At 60.6% G+C, this 19,578-nt stretch carries 18 protein-coding genes and 1 pseudogene; 4 read left to right on the top strand and 15 right to left on the bottom strand.

Features of this window, described 5'->3' with window-relative positions; translation table 11 throughout:
- Nucleotides 1-136: 136 nt before the first annotated feature.
- The 6 genes from A462_RS30835 to A462_RS30860 form a co-directional block, all read right to left on the bottom strand.
- Nucleotides 137-790, bottom strand: coding sequence for an HAD family hydrolase (locus A462_RS30835; RefSeq protein ID WP_003219744.1), 654 nt, complete (start codon nt 788-790; stop codon nt 137-139).
- Nucleotides 791-819: 29 nt separating this feature from the next.
- Entirely contained in the window at nt 820-1,809 is a 990-nt protein-coding gene (locus tag A462_RS30840; protein ID WP_003219745.1) for an ABC transporter ATP-binding protein, read from the bottom strand.
- Nucleotides 1,806-2,606: an ABC transporter permease gene (locus tag A462_RS30845; RefSeq protein ID WP_003219747.1), complete on the bottom strand. Its 801-nt coding sequence runs from the start codon at nt 2,604-2,606 to the stop codon at nt 1,806-1,808. The genes A462_RS30840 and A462_RS30845 overlap by 4 nt, the downstream gene beginning before the upstream one ends.
- Nucleotides 2,593-3,438 carry an ABC transporter permease gene (locus A462_RS30850; protein ID WP_003219748.1) on the bottom strand — a complete coding sequence of 282 codons (846 nt, stop codon included), beginning with the start codon at nt 3,436-3,438 and terminating at the stop codon, nt 2,593-2,595. Before A462_RS30850 ends, A462_RS30845 begins: the two co-directional genes overlap by 14 nt.
- Nucleotides 3,435-4,241, bottom strand: a complete 807-nt coding sequence (locus A462_RS30855) for an alkaline phosphatase family protein (protein ID WP_008430687.1) — start codon at nt 4,239-4,241, stop codon at nt 3,435-3,437. Before A462_RS30855 ends, A462_RS30850 begins: the two co-directional genes overlap by 4 nt.
- Nucleotides 4,242-4,428: 187 nt before the next feature.
- On the bottom strand, nt 4,429-5,496 hold the full coding sequence (locus A462_RS30860) for an ABC transporter substrate-binding protein (protein ID WP_003219752.1): 1,068 nt from the start codon (nt 5,494-5,496) through the stop codon (nt 4,429-4,431).
- A gap of 351 nt (nt 5,497-5,847) precedes the next feature.
- On the opposite strand from A462_RS30860, the gene A462_RS30865 reads away from it, so the two are divergent.
- Nucleotides 5,848-6,561 carry a UTRA domain-containing protein gene (locus tag A462_RS30865; protein ID WP_003219754.1) on the top strand — a complete coding sequence of 238 codons (714 nt, stop codon included), beginning with the start codon at nt 5,848-5,850 and terminating at the stop codon, nt 6,559-6,561.
- A 383-nt stretch (nt 6,562-6,944) separates the two neighbouring features.
- Here the strand turns inward: A462_RS30865 and A462_RS30870 are convergent, their stop codons facing one another.
- The 3 genes from A462_RS30870 to A462_RS34555 all read right to left on the bottom strand — a co-directional run bounded on the left by A462_RS30870 (nt 6,945) and on the right by A462_RS34555 (nt 10,751).
- On the bottom strand, nt 6,945-8,291 hold the full coding sequence (locus A462_RS30870; protein WP_008430684.1) for an amidohydrolase: 1,347 nt from the start codon (nt 8,289-8,291) through the stop codon (nt 6,945-6,947).
- Nucleotides 8,292-8,342: 51 nt separating this feature from the next.
- Nucleotides 8,343-10,502 (bottom strand): mechanosensitive ion channel family protein, encoded by a 2,160-nt coding sequence (locus tag A462_RS30875; protein ID WP_003219758.1) that lies wholly within the window; start codon nt 10,500-10,502, stop codon nt 8,343-8,345.
- Between the two features lie 72 nt (nt 10,503-10,574).
- Nucleotides 10,575-10,751, bottom strand: a complete 177-nt coding sequence (locus A462_RS34555; RefSeq protein ID WP_003219760.1) for a hypothetical protein — start codon at nt 10,749-10,751, stop codon at nt 10,575-10,577.
- A 176-nt stretch (nt 10,752-10,927) separates the two neighbouring features.
- Here A462_RS34555 and yegS point away from each other — a divergent pair.
- Nucleotides 10,928-11,852 (top strand): annotated as a pseudogene (gene yegS / locus A462_RS30880) (lipid kinase YegS); the annotation flags it as partial.
- On the opposite strand, the gene A462_RS30885 reads toward yegS, so the two are convergent.
- From A462_RS30885 to A462_RS30895, 3 genes are all read right to left on the bottom strand, one after another.
- On the bottom strand, nt 11,814-12,473 hold the full coding sequence (locus A462_RS30885) for a response regulator transcription factor (RefSeq protein ID WP_003219763.1): 660 nt from the start codon (nt 12,471-12,473) through the stop codon (nt 11,814-11,816). The pseudogene yegS and the gene A462_RS30885 sit on opposite strands and share 39 nt — an antisense overlap.
- Nucleotides 12,470-13,363, bottom strand: a complete 894-nt coding sequence (locus A462_RS30890) for a sensor histidine kinase (RefSeq protein WP_003219766.1) — start codon at nt 13,361-13,363, stop codon at nt 12,470-12,472. Before A462_RS30890 ends, A462_RS30885 begins: the two co-directional genes overlap by 4 nt.
- A 319-nt stretch (nt 13,364-13,682) precedes the next feature.
- Nucleotides 13,683-14,126, bottom strand: coding sequence for a hypothetical protein (locus A462_RS30895; RefSeq protein WP_003219767.1), 444 nt, complete (start codon nt 14,124-14,126; stop codon nt 13,683-13,685).
- Between the two features lie 550 nt (nt 14,127-14,676).
- Here A462_RS30895 and A462_RS30900 point away from each other — a divergent pair.
- Together A462_RS30900 and A462_RS30905 are read left to right on the top strand one after the other, a co-directional pair.
- Nucleotides 14,677-15,612: a chemotaxis protein CheV gene (locus tag A462_RS30900; protein WP_008430676.1), complete on the top strand. Its 936-nt coding sequence runs from the start codon at nt 14,677-14,679 to the stop codon at nt 15,610-15,612.
- A 39-nt stretch (nt 15,613-15,651) separates the two neighbouring features.
- Nucleotides 15,652-16,458 carry an MOSC domain-containing protein gene (locus A462_RS30905; RefSeq protein ID WP_008430674.1) on the top strand — a complete coding sequence of 269 codons (807 nt, stop codon included), beginning with the start codon at nt 15,652-15,654 and terminating at the stop codon, nt 16,456-16,458.
- 64 nt (nt 16,459-16,522) lie between these two features.
- On the opposite strand, the gene ppnP is transcribed toward A462_RS30905, so the two are convergent.
- The 3 genes from ppnP to A462_RS30920 all read right to left on the bottom strand — a co-directional run bounded on the left by ppnP (nt 16,523) and on the right by A462_RS30920 (nt 19,403).
- A complete protein-coding gene (ppnP, locus tag A462_RS30910) occupies nt 16,523-16,807 on the bottom strand; it encodes a pyrimidine/purine nucleoside phosphorylase (RefSeq protein WP_008430672.1) in 285 nt (94 codons plus the stop codon).
- Nucleotides 16,808-16,854: 47 nt separating this feature from the next.
- On the bottom strand, nt 16,855-17,397 hold the full coding sequence (locus A462_RS30915) for an exonuclease domain-containing protein (RefSeq protein ID WP_003219774.1): 543 nt from the start codon (nt 17,395-17,397) through the stop codon (nt 16,855-16,857).
- Between the two features lie 71 nt (nt 17,398-17,468).
- Nucleotides 17,469-19,403, bottom strand: coding sequence for an acetyl/propionyl/methylcrotonyl-CoA carboxylase subunit alpha (locus tag A462_RS30920; protein ID WP_008430667.1), 1,935 nt, complete (start codon nt 19,401-19,403; stop codon nt 17,469-17,471).
- Between the last annotated feature and the right edge of the window lie 175 nt (nt 19,404-19,578).

The following is a 19,578-nucleotide window of genomic DNA, read 5'->3' as shown; positions in this document are numbered from 1 at the left end:
AGGTGCCGACAGGCGGGGCAGAGCCCTTTGCTTACTTTGGGGCTTTTCCAAAGTGAGTCGCTGTAAGAGCGAAACCATAGGCGGCCGTTACCTAAATAACGGATATGTACTCACCTCAAACCAGCGCAACAAAACGTCAAACCCAATGATGAATCGGCCACCCAGCCTTCTCAGCATGCGCCCGCAGCACCGGGTCCGGATTCACCACCTGCGGGTTCTCCACCTTCAGCAACAGCGGCAAATCATTGCGCGAATCCGAGTAGAAGTACGCCCCATCAAGGTGCTCACCTTCCTGCTCCAGCCATTCCATCAGGCGAGTGATCTTGCCTTCGCGGTACGTCAGTACACCTGTGGTCTTGCCGCTGTACACCCCATGGGCGACGTCCAGCTCAATCCCCAGCACTTCATCAATGCCGATACGCGCCGCAATCGGCTTGACCAGGTGCGTCCCCGACGCCGAGATCACCAAAATCCGGTCACCATTCTTGCGGTGCTGTGCAATGGTGCGGGTGGCTTCGCTGTAGATCAGCGGCTCGATAACGTCTTCCACCCACGGCTCTACAAGGTGCTCGATCTCTTCCGGCGTGCGGCCAATCATCGGCTCCAGGCTGAAGTCCATGAAATCCTCCATGGCCAGCTCACCGCGGCTGTAGGCCGCCATCAGTTCGTCGTTCTTGCGCATGAACGACTCGCCATCCACCCAGCCCAGGCGGCCCATTTGCTCGCTCCACAGGGTGGCGCAGTCACCGTGGATCAGGGTGTCGTCCAGATCAAAAATTACCAAAGCCATCAGTCACGCTCTCTCAAATAAATCGTGCGTCAGGCTACTTCACACAACGCACTTGGGTCGATGGAAAGTGCCAATCTCTGACCATCCGGGTGCAGATCGTCAGCCGAGCGGTTAAGCACATCCACCACCAATTCCACGCCCCGGGCTTCGATGCGGTAGCGAATCACGTTGCCCAGCAGGCTGTGGCTGCGCACCAAAGCATCCAGCTCACCGCTGCGGCTGAGCTCAATGGCCTCCGGGCGAATGGCGATGCGCCCGGTGATCGGACGCTGCAACAGTTTGCTGGCCTTGTCGGCGTCCAGCAGGTTGTAGTTGCCGATAAAGCCGGCGGCGAACACATCCACCGGCGCGGTGTAGAGGGTCTCGGCATCGCCGCTCTGTACGATCTTGCCCTGGTTCATCAGGAAGATCCGGTCGGACATGGTCAGGGCTTCTTCCTGATCATGGGTCACGAAGATGGTGGTCAGGCCCAGCTCGCGCTGGATCTGGCGAATCTGTTCGCGCAGGTGCTTGCGAATCCGTGCATCGAGGGCCGACAACGGCTCGTCGAGCAACAGCAGGCGCGGGCGCGTCACCAGCGAGCGGGCGAGGGCCACGCGCTGGCACTGGCCGCCGGACATCTGGTGCGGGTAGCGGCCGGCGAGTTCTTTCAGCTCCACCAGTTGCAACACTTCCTGCACGCGTTTGTGGCTGTCGTCGGCATTGACCTTCTGCATGCGCAGGCCGAAGGCGACGTTCTGTTCCACCGTCATGTTGGGGAACAGCGCGTAGCTCTGGAACACCATGCCGATATGCCGTTTCTGTGGGCTCAGCGGGACGATGTCCTGGCCATCCAGCAGGATTTTCCCGCTGTCCACCGAGGTCAGGCCGGCGATGCAGCGCAGCAGGGTCGACTTGCCGCAGCCCGACGGGCCAAGCAGGGTGACGAATTCGCCCTTGGCGATTTCGCAGTTGATGTCACTGAATACCGGCGTACCGGCGTAGCCTTTTTGCAGGTGTTGGACGCTGACGAAGCTCATTGGCTTTTGTCCTTGTTCAAGATGTTGGCGGCCCAGGTCAGCACCAGCACGAAGAAGAAATAGGAGATCACCAGGGCACTGGTGAAGTGGCCGCTGCTGTTACGCATATTGTTGAGGTACACCTGCAGGGTTTCGTAGCGGGTGCCCACCAGGATGTTGGCGAACACGAACTCGCCGAACAGGAACGAGAACGACAGCAGCAATGCCACCATCAAGCCCTTGCGCAGGTTCGGCAGCACCACCAGGAACGCCGCCTGGAAGGTGCTGGCACCGAGCAGTTGGGCGGCGTCCATCAGGTCCCGCAGGTTGATCGCTTGCAGGTTGTTGGTGATCGCCCGATACATGAACGGCAGCGCCACGGTGAAGTAGCAACCGATCAGGATCCACGGCGTACCCACCATCGCAAATGGACCCGAGCCATAGAGCTGCAACAGCCCCACCGACGACACCACCGGCGGCACCGCGAAGGGCAGCAGGATCAAAATGTTCATCAGCGCATCGAGTTTTGGAAAGTGGTAATGCACCACAAACAGCAGCGGCAGGATCAGCACCACCGACAAGATCAGCGCGCCAACGCACACCAGCAGCGACTGGCCGAAGGCATTCAGGAAGCGCGGGTCACTCCACAGTTGGATATACCATTTAAAGGTAAAGCCGGATGGCAGGATGGTCGCCGACCAACTGCTGGCGATGGAGTAGACCAGGGTGCCGAGCAACGGCAGCACCAGGATTGCAAACAACAGATACACCACTACGCGGTGGTAGAGGGCGGCCGAGCCAGGTTCAGCGCGAGACATGGTAGCTCCTCTTGAGCAGCAGTTGATGGACCACGGTCACCACGGTCATCAGCGCCACCAGCACCACGGCCAGGGCACTGGCCATGTTCGGGTCCAGGGAAATATCGCCGGAGACCATCGCCGCGATGCGGATCGGCAGCACGTTGAAGTTGCCGGTGGTCAGCGCGTACACCGTGGCGTAGGCGCCGAGAGCGTTGGCCAGCAGGATCACGAAGGTGCCCAGCAGCGCCGGGGTCAGCACCGGCAGACCGATGTGCCGCCAGTACTGCCAGCCGTCCGCGCCGAGCAATGAAGCAGACTCGCGCCAGTCTTCACGCAGTGCATCAAAGGCCGGGTAGAGCAGCAACACGCCGAGGGGAATCTGGAAGTAGGTATAAAGGATGATCAGGCCGGTCTTGGAGTACAGGTTGAAGTCCTGAATGATCCCCGCCTGCTTGAGCATGATGGTGATGCTGCCGTTGAACCCCAGCAGGATGATGAAGGCGAAGGCCAGGGGTACGCCGGCAAAATTGCTGGTCATGTTGGCGAACGCGGTCACGAAATTGCGCAGCGGCCCGTCGACCCGGCGCAGCGAGTAGCTGCCGAGTACGGCGATGATGATCCCGAACACGCTGGAGTAGAAACTGATTTCCAGGCTGTACTGGATCGCCTGCATATAGAACTTCGAGCTGAAGATCTTGCTGAAGTTGGCCAGGCCCCAGCCGAACTCTTCGGACTGTACGCTGCTGATCATCACCCACACCAGCGGGGCGATTTCGAACACGATAAAGAAGATGGCGAAGGGCACCAGGCACAAGGCGGCCAGCCATTTGCCGCGGATCACTGAATTCACTTCAACAGCTCCCGGCATACAGGTTTGTCGTGGGGTACACCCAACAGCTCGCAGACGGTGCCGCACAGCTCGGTTTGTTTGGGCGTGGCGTGGGTGTCGAGGCTGAAGGCATCACCCAGCACAAACAGCGGCACTTCCCGTTCTTCCGGCAGCAGGCCGTTGTGGGAGCGGTCGTTGTTCATGCCGTGGTCGGCCGTCACCAGCACCTGGTAACCGGCGTCGAGCCAGCCTTGCAGGTAGTCGGCGAGGATGATGTCGGCCGAGCGCGCGCTGTTGCGATATTGCGGGGTGTCGAGGCCGTGCTTGTGGCCGGCATCGTCGATGTTCATCGGGTGCACCACCAGGAAATTCGGCGCGTGTTTGAGGCGCAGGCTTTCGGCGTCGGCAAAAAGGTGCGAGTCCGGGTAATGGTCATTCCAGTAGAAATGCCCGTGCTGGATCGCCAGGGTCGGGTCGCTGGTATGCCGATCCCGGGCGGCGATAAAGGGCGAGCGGTTATACAACTCGCTGACCCAGTGATACGCCGCCGCCGCCGTGGATAAACCGGCGTCGGTGGCGTAATGGAAAATGCTGCGCTGATTGGACAGGCGCGAGACGTTGTTGTGGACGATGCCGCTCTCGATCGGCGGGACGCCGGTGAGGATGCATTCGTACAGTGGCCGGGACAGGGCCGGCAGTTCACATTCCAGTTTGTACAGTGCTGCGCGTCCTGCGCCGACATAGGCCTGCAAGTGCCCCATGGCGTGTCGGGCAACCTCGTAATTCAGGCCGTCGAGCACGACAAGGATGACGTTGTGCTTCATAGGGGCTGGGGCTCCGCAACAAATAGGCTTGACTCGGTTTTTCGGTTGGAACACCGATCAAATGTGGGAGCTGGCTTGCCTGCGATAGCGGTGTGTCAGTCGACAATGCTGCTGAATGTCATACCGCTGTCGCAGGCAAGCCAGCTCCCACACTGACCGCGCTCCACTTGAACAGGCGTGTTAAGCCTTATTGCATATTGATGATGACTTCTTCCTGCCACTTCTGCGGCAGTGCCTTGGAGGTCTTCTCCCAAGCGTCGGCGTCCTTGATCGGCGTGACTTTCTTGTACTGCTCGTTAGGCAGCAGCTTGGCCTGTACGTCGGCTGGCAAGGTCAGGTGCTCGGCACGGATCGGCCGCGCATTGCCACGCGCCAGGTTGGTTTGGCCGGCGTCGCTGAAGATGTATTCGCGGGTCAGCTTGGCGGCGTTCGGGTGCTTGGCGTATTTGTTGATGATGGTGGTGTAGCCGGAAATCACCGAGCCGTCCGATGGGATCAGCACCACGTAGTCATCCGGGTTGGCCATCTTGGCCTTGTAGCTCAGGCCGTTGAAGTCCCAGACCACGCCCACTTCCACTTCGCCTTTTTCCATGGTGGCGATGGTTGGGTTGGCCAGCGACAGGCGGCCTTGCTTGGCGATGTCGGCGAACATCAGCAGCGCCGGCTGAATGTTCTTCTCGTCGCCACCGTTGGCCAGTGCGGCGGCGAGTACGCCGTTGGCCGCCTGGGCGGCGGTGCTCACGTCACCGATGGAAACCTTGTATTTGCCGGTCTTCAGGTCAGCCCAGCTTTTCGGAGCTTCGGAGCCGTGCAACAGCTTTTTGTTGACGATAAAGGCGATGGTGCCGGTGTAGGCCAGGGCCCAGTTACCGTCCTTGTCTTTCGCCCAATCCGGGACTTGTGCCCAGGTGGTCGGTTTGTACGGTTGGGTAACGCCCTGTTTCACCGCGATCGGGCCGAAGGCTGCACCCACGTCGCCGATGTCGGCGCTGGCGTTGTCTTTCTCTGCCGCAAACTTGGCGACTTCCTGGGCGGAGCTCATGTCGGTGTCGATGTGCTTGAGGCCGTAGGTCTTGGCCAGGTCGTCCCAGGTGCCTTTCCAGTTGGCCCAGTCATCGGGCATGCCGACGCTGTTGACGGCGCCTTCCGCTTTCGCGGCGGCTTCCAGGGTTTTTAGATCGGTATCAGCGGCCATGGCGGCGGTGCACATGGCAATGGTCGAGCCTAACAGTGATGCCAGGAAAAGCTGTTTCATCCGAAGCTCCTTTGGGCGTTTTCAACGCTGCGTTTTTATCGACGTTTGCGGTGGTGTTGGTCTAGGTCAGCAATACACGAGCCAATTTAGGCGTGGCGGATGACAGTTTCATGTCGATGTCGTTTTTTGTTGGCCTGGACGGGGGATCACCGGGTAAGCGTAGACCATGCCCAACTGCCCGGAAGCCTTGGACTTGGCCGATGTATTGCAGGTCTTGTGGCAGGACGTCGCGAGGCGCTGTCATCTGTCGGTCATGTGCAATGCCTAGGCTTGCACGCAACAGCAGAGGCGCGTTTAGAGGGCGTTTTGTGCACCTGAATAGTGCTGGTCTAGTCCAGATAGGTAACGTTGATGCGTGATGAGGCAACCAAGGCGGTGACAACCATTGGCCTGGCGCTGCAAGAGCAGATCGACCATGGCTTGTTGGCGCCTGCCAGTAAGCTGCCGGCCGAGCGCAAGCTCAGCGAGTTGTTTGGTACCACCCGGATTACGGTGCGGGAAGCCTTGTTACAACTTGAGGCCCAAGGGCAGATTTATCGCGAGGAGCGGCGGGGGTGGTTTGTGTCACCGCCCAGGCTTGCCTATAACCTGATGCAGCGCAGTCATTTTCACGCGATGGTGAGTGCCCAGGGTCGGGTGCCGTCGACCGAGGTGATTTCGGCGCGGTTGCAGCCGGCTTCGGCGGCGGTGTGCGCGTGGTTGCAGTTGCCGGCGTTGTCCAGCGTGATTCAGATTTGCCGGGGGCGCAGGATTGATGGGCGGTTGGTGTTGTATGTGGAGCACTATCTGAACCCGCAGTATTTTCCGGGGATTCTGGGGTGTGATTTGAATCAGTCGATTACGGAGTTGTATGCACGGGTGTATGACTTGCACTACGGGCGGGTGCGGTTTGAGATTGTGCCGACGTCATTGCAGGTTGAGGCTGCGGCGGCGTTGAGGGTGTCGGTGGGGAGCCCGGGGTTGCGGATTGCTCGGGTTAATTATGATCAGCATGAGCGGTTGATTGATTGTGATCTGGAGTTTTGGCGGCATGATGCGATTCATGTGGGGGTGGATGTGGTTTGACGTTTTGCCTGTGTGTATCCGTTATCTAGGTCACGACGGCTTTTGGTTCCGCTCTCACAGCGGCTCACTTTTGAACAGCCGGAATGCCGGCCCAGCCCCAAGTTAAGCACAGGGCTTTACCCCGATGACCCGAGTGTTAGAGCAAAAGCAGAGCCGCTTTATGTGGGAGCGGGCTTGCTCGCGAAAAACCTGAGRGCGCCRCGTTGARTCAGGATACCCACGTCATCGTTAACGACCTTCGCGAGCAAGCCCGCTCCCACATTTGGATCGTGTCCGCCTTTGGGTTTGCTGTTGCTTCACCACACTTAAGCCCGAGCGAGGTGCAGAGTGGTGGGGCAAGAGCGGAACCCTAGGCGGCCGTTACCTGAATAACGGATATACCCTCAATCCCCCGCATTGGCATACAAATAATCCGTCGCCAACGAAGCCAACGCCCGTACCCCAACCACCAACGCCGACTCATCCACAAAGAACCCCGGATTATGATTCGGCGCCGCCTTGCTCATGTCCTGATCCCTCGGCGTCACCCCCAGAAACACAAACAACCCTGGCGCTTCCTTGGCATAAAACGAGAAGTCCTCAGCCCCACCCACCAACGGGGCATTCACTACGTCGCCATTCGCCGCCCAACGCAAACTCGGCAGCATCTTCTCGGTCAGCGCCGGGTTGTTGATGGTCGGATCGTACTTCTCAATGATCGTCACCTCAGCCTTCGCCCCACCACTCTCGGCAATCTTCTCTACGGTCTGCCGCACATCCGCATGCAGCTTCTGGCGAATGCCATAGTCGTAGGAGCGAATGGTCCCACTCATGTCCACCGACTCGGGAATGATGTTGTACCGCGTCCCTCCGTTGATGGTGCCAATACTCACCACCGCCGGAAACGAAGAAATGTCGGTACGCCGACTGACCACCGTCTGCAGCCCCACAATGGCCTGCGCCCCCACGGTAATCGGATCGATCCCATCCCACGGCCGCCCCGCATGGGTCTGCTTGCCCAGGATCTTGATCCGCAGGTCATCCGAGCTCGCCAGCGTCGGCCCCGGCCGATACGCAATCTGCCCCGCAGGCACCCCGGCCCACACATGCAGCCCAAAAACGGCATCCGGCTTGGGCGATTTCATCAGCCCTTCCTGCACCATCATCTTCGCGCCCCAAGTGTTTTTACCGTCGGGGATAAAGTCGCTCGGGCCTTCTTCAGCCGGCTGGAAATAAAACACCACGGTCCCAGGCAGACGATCGCGCATACCTGTAAGGATTTTCGCCGTGCTCAGCAGGATGGCGGTGTGGGCGTCGTGGCCGCAGGCGTGCATCACGTCGACTTCTTTATCGAGGTACACACCCTTGGCCTTCGAGGCGAAGGGCAGGCCGGAGACTTCCTTGACCGGCAGCGCATCCATGTCGGCGCGCAAGGCCACGGTCGGGCCGGGCAGGGCGCCCTTGAGGATGGCGACAACGCCCGTGCGCGCCACGCCAGTCTTGACCTCCAGCCCCATCTCCCGCAGTTGCTTGGCCACCAGCTCCGCGGTGCGATGTTCGGTATTGCCCAGTTCAGGATGGGCGTGGATGTCGCGCCGGGTTTCCAGCAAGGCCGGTTCCAGTACTTTGGCCTGGGCGGCGATGGTTTCGCGGGCACTGTCCTGGCCGCTGCTGGCGGCGATGACCGCGCTGCTGGCGACACCGCACAGCAGGCCGAATACCCATTGGTGTGTAAGACCGGTCAAACGCATAAGGACTCTCCATGATTATTGTTGTTGATCCTGACGTCGTCCGGGCAGCGCTTATTCTTTCTCTTGCACGCCTCCCGCCGCTGTCACCACTTGCACGCTCAAGCGTGGGGTGGCCAGGTCCAGCCCGGCTTCGTCGAGGTGACGCTTGAGCGACAGGTTGAACGCCCGCGAAACCTCCCACTGCTTGATCGGCGCGGTCTTGAAGCGGGCGCGAAGAATCGCACTGCCGGACTCGAAACTTTCTACACCCTGAATCTCCAGCGGCGACCAGATATTGCGCCGCTGCAACGGGTCGTTGCGCATCTTCTGCCCGACGTCGCGCATCAGCTTGATGGCGTCGTCGATTTCCATGTTGTAGGGAATCGCCACCCGGAAGATCGCGTAGCCGAACTCCCGGGAGTAGTTCTTGATGCTTTTGATTTCACTGAACGGGATCGTATGCACGATGCCGTCGATGTCCCGCAGGCGCACGGTACGGATGGTCAAGCCTTCGACCGTCCCCAGGTGGCCGCCGACATCCACGTAGTCATCAATTGCCAGGGAGTCTTCGATAATGATGAACAGGCCGGTGATCAAATCCGCCACCAGCGACTGTGCACCAAAACCGATGGCCAGGCCGATCACACCGGCACCCGCCAGCAGCGGCGTGACGTTCATGCCCATGTTCGCCAGGGCGACGATGGCGGCAATGATGAAGATGGTCACGAACAGCACGTTGCGAATCAACGGCATCATCGTCTGCGCACGCGCGTTGGCCAGGCCTTTGCGCGAGCGGGTGAGGGCGTGGTGGATCGCGGTGTCGCTGAGGATCCAGATCAGCCAGGCAAACAGCAATGTGCCGGCAAGGCCGAACAGCTTGACGCTGATTTCATGCCCGTCGCCTTCGGTAAAACGGATCAGCGACAGGCCCCAGACCCGCAGGCCGAGTTCGATAAACACCAGCCACACCACCAGGTGGGCGAGGGTGTAGACGAAGCTTTTCAGGCGCTCGGAGTACAGCGCATGGCGCTTGTGCCCACGCTGCGGCTTGAGTGAATGGCGGCGCACCAGGCCGTTGATCACCATGCACAGCACCAGCAACACCGTGCACAACAACGACTGGCGCAGGGCGGTGCTGGTGTCGCCGGCGGAGACGAAGGTGGCGAACAGCGAGATGCCCACCAGCAGCAACGCCGGCAGGTACCAGAAGGTGCCGACGATTTCGATGGTGTCACTCAGGGCGCGGCGGGTCAGGCGGCGGGACAGCGGCTGGTTGCGGATCAGGTGCGCAATCGGCCGGCGGAATCGCAGGATGAACACACCGGTGGACAGCGCGGCCATGACATTGGCGATGGTCGCGGCGACATGGGACAGGTGCTGGCCCAGGCTCTCGGCCAGGCGCGGGTCGCTGACGGCTTCGCCAAAGGCGGCAAAGCTGCCGATCAGCCACAACGGCCGGAAGGCCTGGTGGCGCAGGATGTATAACGCGCGGTGACGGTGCGGGCCGTCGAGTACGGAAAAGGCGACCACGCAGATCGCCGAGAAGCAGGTGCCCACCACCAGCGCATAGGCCAGCACCATTGCCAGGGATTTGCCGAGGGACGAGGGCAGTGCGTAACTCATGTAGACGGTGATCACCAACGCGATCAGCCACGGGCCGAGCTTGCGCAGGGCAAAGCGTAGCAGGTCCCAGGTCTTGGGGTGTTGCGGCAGTTCTTCGGTCAGGCCGAAGCGCTCGCGCACCCGGTGGCTGAGCCAGATCAGGATCGCGGCCAGCAGGCTCCAGAGCATCAGGATCATGGCAAAGGCAAAGATGATCGGCAGCCATTCGCTGGCCGGCAGCATCAGTGCGGTGAGTTCATCCTTGGCCTGGTCAAATTCGTTGGACCAGCGATTGAGCGGGCTGTCGGCACCGGAGAATTGTTGCTCCAGGCTCGACAGCGTGCCGCCGATCAAACCGAGCACACCCAGTTCGGCGGCGGGCTGGGCCTTTTGCGTGGTCTCACGAAGCTTTTTCAGGTCGCTCAGCAGCTTGGTGCGCTGCTGGTCGTTTTCCAGGGTCTTGATCACCTCGTCCAGGGACTGGCCCAACGGGACGTCGGCTTGCGGCTGGGTTTTGGTGTTGCTGCCCAGCAGCCCTGGCAGGCTCACGGCGTGGGCAGGCGCCATGGGCAGCAGGGTCAGCAGGCAGAAAAGCAGGCAACAGGGCAGGGCAAACAGACGGGCAAGCACGAGGCGGTCAACCTTAAAAACGACGAATTGACCGAGTGTACGAGGCCGTCATGTGCAATGCGAGTGAGATTGTCATTCGGCGAGTTTGGCGAGGATCTTGTAAACCACGGTGCCGAGGATCAGCAGCATGCCGATCCACATGCCGAACACACCGATGGGTTTGTCGCGGAAGTTGAAGCCGATGGCCAGGAGGATCATGCCGGTCAGGATGGGGATAAGCATGGAGTGGAAGGCGGACATGGTGATCATGGTGCGACGGCCTTGTCGGGTGGGAATAGGTATAAGTCTAGGTCGATTTCGCCAAGTGCGAGTTGATCCGTGTCAGAAACGCTACAAACCCCGGTTAATTTCTACATCCGATGGCTTTTTTTCGATTGGCCACGGTCAACATCCCTCAGGAACCTTAAACCCAGGAGCATTCATCCATGAGCACACCCAAGGCACTGTTGATTCTGCACGGCAAGCAAGCCCTCAACGAGCAGGTGCGGGCGGCGGTGCAGGGCAAGCGCGAGCAGGGCTGGGACCTGGCCGTACGGGTGACGTGGGAGGGTGGCGATGCCCAGCGGTTTGTCGATCAGGCCCTTGCCGATGGCTACACGCGGCTGATTGCCGGCGGCGGTGACGGCACCCTGCGGGATGTGGCCGAGGCCATGGCCCGGGCCAAGACCGAGGCCAGCCTGGTGCTGATGCCCCTCGGTACCGCCAACGATTTTGCCCGCGCCGCCGGTGTGCCGCTGGAGCCCGAGCAGGCCCTGGACCTGCTGGATGTACCGGCCCGTGCCATCGACCTGGGCGAAGTAGGCGGGCAGATCTTCCTGAATATGGCCACCGGTGGTTTTGGCAGCCAGGTCACCGCCAACACCTCCGAAGACTTGAAGAAAGTCCTCGGTGGCGCGGCGTATCTGTTTACCGGCCTGTCACGCTTCAGCGAGTTGCGCGCGGCCTACGGTGAATTGCAGGGCCCTGACTTTCACTGGCGCGGCGAGCTGCTGGCCCTGGGCATCGGCAACGGGCGCCAGGCCGGTGGTGGCCACGTGCTGTGCCCCGGCGCCCTGGCCGATGATGGTTTGTTGGATATCAGCATCTTGCCGGCGCCGCAGGAAGTGGTCGGCACCCTGCGCAACCTGATGACGGACGGGTGGGGCCTGGACAATATGTTTGTGCGGGCGCGCTTGCCGTGGGTCGAAATCAAGGTCGCCGAAGGGCTGGCGATCAACCTCGACGGCGAACCACTCCAGGGTGACGACTTGCACTTCTCGGCCTTGCCCCAGGCACTGCGGGTGCATCTGCCGGAGGACTCACCGTTGCTGACTAATCGTCAAGGCTGATGATCTGTTCGCGCACTGCGAACAGCACCAGGCCCGCCACGTCGAAAATCTGCAGGCGCTTCATGATCTGCGAGCGGTGGGCTTCCACGGTCTTGATGCTCAGACCCAGGCCATTAGCGATTTCACGGGTGGACTTGCCGCGCACGATCAAGCGCAGGATTTCCAACTGGCGTGCCGTCAGGTTGTGGCTGTGGGGCGGCGGGTTGACCTGGGCCTGATTGCGGATCAGCGCCTGGTTGATCACCGTATGGGCGATCGCCGGGCTGAGGTAGCGTTCGTTGTTGCGCAACGCCAGCAGCGCGTGCTCCAGCTCATTGGCCGTGGTGTCCTTGAGCAGGTAGCCATGGGCGCCGGACTCCAGCGCGCACATGATCAGCTCCGGGTCGGTGTGCATCGACAGGATCAGCACCTTGCTCTTCGGATAGGCGCGTTTGAGGTCTTTCAATGCATCGAGCCCGCCGGTGTGCTTCATCGACAGGTCAAGCAGCACGATGTCGGGTTGCAGCGCGTCAAACCGCTCCAGCAACTGCGCGCCGTCGCTCGCTTCACCGATCACCGCGTAGCCGGGAATATCCATGACCAGCGCACGCACGCCGGCCCTGATCAGGGAGTGGTCATCCACCAGGAGTAAGTTGCACGTCACTCTAGAACCTTATGGGGGTTGGCCCGTTCGAGGGCGCGGGGCGCCCAGGGGAAAAGCGCTTCGATCCTCGTCCCGGAGCCTGGCTGGCTATTGACCGACAATGTGCCTCCCAGTTGATCAATCCGCTCGGACATCCCGGCCATGCCCCGCTGGCCTTCCTGGGCGGGGTTGATGGCGGGCGAAAAGCCCTGGCCGTCATCGCTGATAAACAGTGACAGACCTTCGGGCAGGCGTTGCAGGCGTACCAGCAGGTTACGTGCCTGGGCATGGCGCAGCATGTTGGTGACGGCTTCCTGGGTAATGCGAAAGGCGGCAACAGCCATCTCTTCCGGGATGCCGGTCAGCCGTTGATGGCATTCCAGGCTCCAGCTTACCCGGGTGTTTTCCAGGGTCTTGAGCAGATGCGCCCGCAGGCTCGCCTCAAGGCCCAGGCTCGCCAGTTGCCGGGGGTTGAGGATGGCCGACACGTCCTGCACCTTGGCCAGGGTTTCGTTGAGGGTGTTGCACAGCACCGCACAGTGGCCCTGCAGGTTTTCCGGAAGACGGCGCTTGAGCCATTCACTTTGCAGCTTGGCGGCGGTCAACAGTTGGCCGATATCGTCGTGCAGTTCGCGGCTGAGGCGATGACGTTCGTTTTCCTGGACCTGCAACAGACGGTCGGCCAACTCCTGGGGCTGGAACTTGATGGACTTGCGTGAGCGCCACTGTTGCAAGCCCACCACCAGCAGGGTGGCCAGGTTCACTGACAACAGCGCCAGGGGAAGATCGGCCGAGTGTGCATAAGCCCACAGGCTGAGCAGGCACGCGCACAGGCATAGCGCGAGGGTTATCCAGCGTGCATTGCTTCGGGACACGGACCTTGCGATGAGTGACTTCAGGCTGGCGTACATAGGAGGCGCATTTCACGTTTATATGCATCATGAAGTTGAGTCACTTCGAGCGGGGCATGGTACCACCACTATTACCGTTGGTCGCCTGGCGCCGAGCGGGATGAGGCGTATTAATCACGGCAGCGTCCCGGAAGGTAGTCCCGGAGTTCAACGAGTGGGGAAGTTGTATCATTGAAGTTGTTTTGTATCAGTATTGTCGTTAGTGGCTTATTGATATTTTTCTGCTAACGACGGCGTGATGCATAAATAGTTGTGGTGTCGTTTTTAGATAATCAGGCAATTGAATGCGACATTTTTGTCGCTTAAATGCGAAGAAGCCTCAAATAGCGTAAGGCCTGTGTTGTTGCTTATAGCCGAAATCGCTTTGGGGGATGTGTTGGACAACGGTGGCGATCAACACGGTTTGTTCCGTTTCATCCAGGCCGAGCTTGCCGGTTTTTGTATCGATCAACTCCAGTTGCCAGGCCAGCAGGGTGAGGCAGTTGTGCAGTGCATCAAGTGCTTCGTCATGCAGTTGCAGGGGGCTGGCGGCGTTGCTGATCAGGTACTGGATATGCCGTGAGAACTCGCTGATCGCCCTCAGGGCCAGGGCTTCGGATTTTTCCGCGAGCTTGATCAGGTTGGTTTTCATGCAGTCGATCGCGTCACTGTCGTTGCGGATCAAATGCAGGTGGCTCAAGCATTCTTCAGACTTGGCCAGCAACATTTCCGCTTCGAGGAGGAACTCGGGAAGTGCAAGTTGCCACTCTTTGCCGTCGTTCATCACACAAGTCTCCAGAACATACGATCGGATGATGAGATGTTGCACCGGTTGAATGGCGTAAAACTACCGCTGAAATATGACGAATATCTGTAGGCCCGTTCCGACTTTTCGGTAGGAAATTTATTTGAATGACGGCCGTCGCCCGAGTACCCCACAATTTCCAGGGACATTCGCACAACTTCTTTGGGTGCCAGTACATAAGTCACTGGATGATCCGTTGGCCGTGGGCTTGCGATAGCAAACAAAAGCCTGACTCCATTCATGCAATGAGAATGGCGTCACATTAATGGCTATTAGATATCGCGAATATCAGGTTGGTCCTGATTGTGGATAGGGGAATCCCTTACATAGCGGAACCTCGCGCAGACTTTGCGGTCATGCGGCGGTGGTGATGGGCCTTGCGCTGAAGCGGGTTCAGTAAAGCATGATGTCAGTGTGACATCAATGGATTTGCATGGCATTTTAGTGGGGGGTCAAGGTCCGGCGTTTGCCGCCGATAACCTGCTTCAGTGACCAGCACTATCCATCCGCTAAACCCCAGGAGTCTTTAATGGCCGGCATTCTCGACACGGTAGATCAACGCACACAATTGGTGGGTGAGAATCGCCTGGAGATCCTCATGTTTCGCCTGGCCGGGCGGCAGCTGTTCGCGATCAACGTGTTCAAGGTGCAGGAAGTGCTGCAACTGCCCAAGTTGACCCTGATGCCCCAGCGCCACCCGTTTGTCTGCGGCGTGGTCAACCTGCGTGGGCAGACGTTGCCGGTGATCGACCTGTCCCAGGCGATTGGCATGCGTCCGCTGATTCCGGGCCCCAACAGCACCATTATCGTCACCGAGTACAACCGCTCGGTGCAGGCGTTCCTGGTGGGCGGCGTCGACCGCATCGTCAACATGAACTGGGAGGCGATCCTGCCGCCGCCGGCAAGTGCCGGGCGCCAGCATTACCTGACGGCCATCAGCAAGGTCGATGACCAGTTGGTGGAAATCATCGACGTGGAAAAAGTCCTCGCCGAAATCGTGCCCTACAACGCCAAGGTTTCCCGCGAGAAACTTGAAGACCCGGTGCTGGAACGCGCCCGCGGCCGCGAAGTGCTGCTGGTGGACGACTCCAACGTCGCCCTCTCGCAACTGCGTGACACCCTCGGACAGTTGGGGGTGAAGATGCACATTGCCAGCGACGGCCTCAAGGCACTGAACATGCTCAAGGCCTGGGCCGACAGTGGCCAGGTGATGACCGACAAGCTGTTGATGATCTTCACCGACGCCGAAATGCCCGAGATGGACGGCTACCGCCTGACCACCGAGATTCGCAACGACCCGCGCCTGCGCAGCCTGTACGTGGTGCTGCATACGTCGTTGTCCGGCAGCTTCAACGACTCGATGGTGAAGAAGGTCGGTTGCGACAACTTCCTCTCCAAGTTCCAGCCCGACAAGTTGGTGGACGTGGTACGTCAGCGCCTGATGCTGGACGAAGTCCCGGCTTGAGCTTAGGGTGACGGCTTTGTCCCTCAGGAATGCAGGCCCATGCTTCGTCTCAGCGCGTTGTACCGATACCCCTTGAAGTCCGGCAAGGGTGAATCCTTGCAGCAGATCGGCCTGGACACACTCGGGCTCGACGGGGATCGACGCTGGATGTTGGTGGACGAGGCCAGCGGGCGTTTCCTGACCCAGCGCGCCGTGGCCAGGATGAGCCAGCTCTCGGCGCTGTGGAACAGCGCCGGTGGCCTGACCTTTAGCGCCGAGGGCCAACCTGCGCTTGACGTGCCACTACCCGGCAGCGATGCCGAGTTGCGCGGCGTGACCATCTGGCGTGACACCTTGCGCGTGCCGGATGCCGGTGACGAGGCGGGCGCCTGGCTCAGCGAATTCATCGGCAAACCCACGCGGCTGGTGCAAGTGCCGCTGTCCCGTGCACGCACGACCGAGGCCGGCTACGGCAAGGATGATGACAAGGTCGCGTTTGCCGATGGCTTTCCGTTGCTGCTGATCGGCCAGGCGTCCCTGGATGACCTGTCCCAGCGTATCGGTCGGCCCATGGAGATGCTGCGTTTTCGCCCCAACCTGGTGATCGAGGGCAGCGAAGCCTTTGCCGAAGACGGCTGGAAGCGGATACGGATTGGTGACGTGGAGTTTCGCGTGGTCAAGTCCTGCTCACGCTGCATCCTCACCACCATCGACCCGGCGAGTGGCGAGCGCAGTGCCGACCGCGAACCGCTGGCCACGCTCAAGACCTACCGCGAGCAAGAGGGCGATGTGATGTTTGGGCAGAACCTGGTCAACGATGGGGTGGGCCGCCTGGAAGTCGGCATGCCGGTGACGATCCTGGAGTAAGCAGCCCTGAAATGAAAAATGCCCGTCTCTCGCGAGACGGGCATTTTTTTTGGCTATCGAACGTTTAGCCGCGGTATTCGCACAGGTAGGCGGTGTCGACCGCCACCTTCAGCTGGAACTTGCTGTTGGCTGGCACGTTGAACTGGCTGCCGGCGGCGAAGGTTTCCCAGTCGGCGCTGTCTGGCAGTTTGACGGTCAGTGCGCCCGATACCACGTGCATGATTTCACGCTGGGCAGTGCCGAACTCGTATTCACCCGGGGCCATGACGCCGATGGTCGCCGGACCTTCTGCAGTGCCGAAAGCGATCGACTTGACGGTGCCGTCGAAGTACTCGTTGACTTTAAACATGGGCGAATCCTCGGAAAAGGGTCAAGAAAGGTCGGCCAGTATGCCTTCTACACGGGCAAAATCAACGGCAGCAGCCGTGCGGTATTGCGTGCATCTTCCAGCGCCCGATGCTGTTGGCCGTGGAACTGCATGCCGGCCAGTTGCAGCGCGCCGTTGAGCCCCAGCGGCTTGTCCAGGCGCCGGGCCTTGGCGAAGCGTTGCTTGAGGTTCACGTGGGGCGTCTGGCCCAGCACGCTGCTCAAGCCATGGCGCTGCCACTCCAGTTCCAGTTGCTGGCGATCGTAGTCACCCCAGCTCGCCCAGCCTTCCAGGCGTGCCTGGTGCTGGCCAAGCCAGCGTTCGAACAGCGGCCACACCTCGATCAACGGCGCGGCAGCGTCGATATTCGCCTGGGTGATGTGGGTCAACTGGCGGCAGAACGGCGTCAGCAGCGGCCTGCGCAATGGCCGCACGAAACGCTGGAAATGGTCCAGTTCACGGCCCTGGCGGTTGACCAGGCTCACACCGATTTCGATGATTTCCATCTCGGTCACGGGCCAGCCGCCTTCATCCGTTGTGGCTTCAAGATCAATAATCAGCCAATGAGGCATCGCAGGTTCCCGTACTCTTCCCGTCCTGATGGGGATAGAGCGTAGCCAAGCCTGCTAGTTCCGCCCAGGGCTTACTCGATCTCCAGCAAAATCTGACGGTTCCTGACCTGATCGCCTGCAACCGCCTGGATTCGCTTGACCACGCCACTCATGCCGGCCTTGAGTGGGTGCTCCATTTTCATCGCTTCCAGCACCAGCAACAGCTGGCCCTTGCTGACCGAATCGCCTTCGCTGACCCGTACTTCGACAATTGCCCCATCCATCGGCGCCTTGACCGTGCCGTTGCCGGCCTCGGCCTGGCGGGTGGCGACGGTTTGGGTTCGATCATTGATGCACACGCCGGGCAACCAGAGCCGGGTGCCTTGCAGGTGGTAGGCAATGCGACGGCGAATGCCGTTGAGAACGGCGGTGGCCCAGCGTCCGTCGGTGGAGAGGTCGCGTATTTCGATGGCGTGCTGATCAATCTCGACGTGCAGGCAATTGTCCGCCAGCACACTGAGGCTGATGGTCCGGGGCTCGTCGTGTTCGGCCAATTGCCAGGTCCAGGGCACGCTGGCGTTGTTGCGCCAGCCGGATAATGGCTGGGTGTGAGCGCTGGCGCTGTGTTGGTAAAACAGCGCGGCGGCCAGGGCCAGCTCTTCGTTGGTCGCGTGGGTACGCGGGATGTCGCTGAAGTGTTCGGCAATAAAGCCGGTGCTGAAATCGCCGGCGATGAAGTGTGGATGCTTGAGCAGGCTGGCCAGCAGGCGCTGGTTGGTGGGCACGCCGAGCAGCACGCAGTCTTCCACGGCCCTGACCAGCTTGCGCCGGGCCTCTTCGCGGGTGGCGCCGTGGGCGATGATCTTGCCCAGCATCGAGTCGTAGAACGGGGTGATGCGCTGGCCTTCCAGCACGCCATGATCGATGCGCACACCTGGCGCCGGGTCCCAGCGCAGTACGTCGCCGGTTTGCGGGAGGAAGCCCTGGGCCGGGTCTTCGGCGTACAGGCGCACTTCCATGGCGTGACCGGTGAGGGTCACTTGTTCCTGACTCAGGGGCAAAGGTTGGCCGGCGGCGATGTGCAGTTGCCAGGCGACGAGGTCGAGGCCGGTGATCAGTTCGGTGACCGGGTGTTCGACCTGCAGGCGGGTGTTCATTTCCAGGAAGTAGAAATTGCCGTCGCGGTCGAGCAGGAACTCCACCGTGCCGGCGCCGACGTAATTGACGGCGCGCGCGGCCTTGAGGGCGGCTTCGCCCATGGCTTGGCGCAGCTCGGGGGTCATGACGGGGCAGGGGGCTTCTTCGATGACTTTTTGATGGCGGCGCTGGACCGAGCAGTCGCGTTCGCCGAGGTAGATCAGGTTGCCGTGGGTGTCGCCGAACAGTTGGATTTCGACGTGGCGGGGGGCGATCAGGGCTTGTTCGAGGATGAGTTCGGCGCTGCCGAAGGCGTTTTGTGCTTCGGAGCGGGCGGTGCGCAGGTGTTCCAGCAGGGTGTCGGGGTTGTGTACCAGGCGCATGCCGCGGCCGCCGCCGCCGGCGCTGGCCTTGATCATCAGTGGGTAGCCGATGTGGGTGGCTTGTTGTTGCAGGGTTGGGTCGTCCTGGTCGGGGCCTTGGTAGCCCTTGATGCAGGGGACGCCGGCGTTGAGCATGGCGATTTTTGAGAGGCGTTTGCTGCCCATCAGGTCGATGGCTTCGGGGCTGGGGCCGATGAAAGTGAGGCCGGCGTTTGCGCAGGCTCGGGCGAAGTCGGGGTTTTCGGAGAGGAAGCCGTAGCCGGGGTGGATGGCGTCGGCGCCGGTACGGTGGGCTGCGTTGAGGATGGCTTCGATGTTCAGGTAGGACTGGGTGACGGGGGCGGGGCCGATGTTGATGGCTTCGTCGGCCATCTGGACGTGCAGGGCGTCGGCGTCGGCTTCGCTGTAGATCGCTACGGTGCGGTAGCCCAGGGATTGAGCGGTGCGCTGGATGCGGCAGGCGATTTCGCCACGGTTGGCTATGAGGATTTTGTTGAACATCGGCATGGTGGTGTCCCTTGGCTTGTCGGGTACATATCCGTTTCTTCGGTAACGGCTGCTTATGGTTCCGCTCTTACAGCGGGTCACTTTTGAAAAGCGTGTACGGACCGGACACATGGTGGACACATGTGCGGGGACATGGTTGACACATTATGAACCGTAATCAGGCTGTTTCACGTCG

This window comes from Pseudomonas sp. Ag1 (assembly GCF_000278565.1).
Taxonomy (GTDB): domain Bacteria; phylum Pseudomonadota; class Gammaproteobacteria; order Pseudomonadales; family Pseudomonadaceae; genus Aquipseudomonas.
Note: the sequence above shows the minus strand (reverse complement) of the source record. Positions and strands in the feature narration are given on the sequence as shown.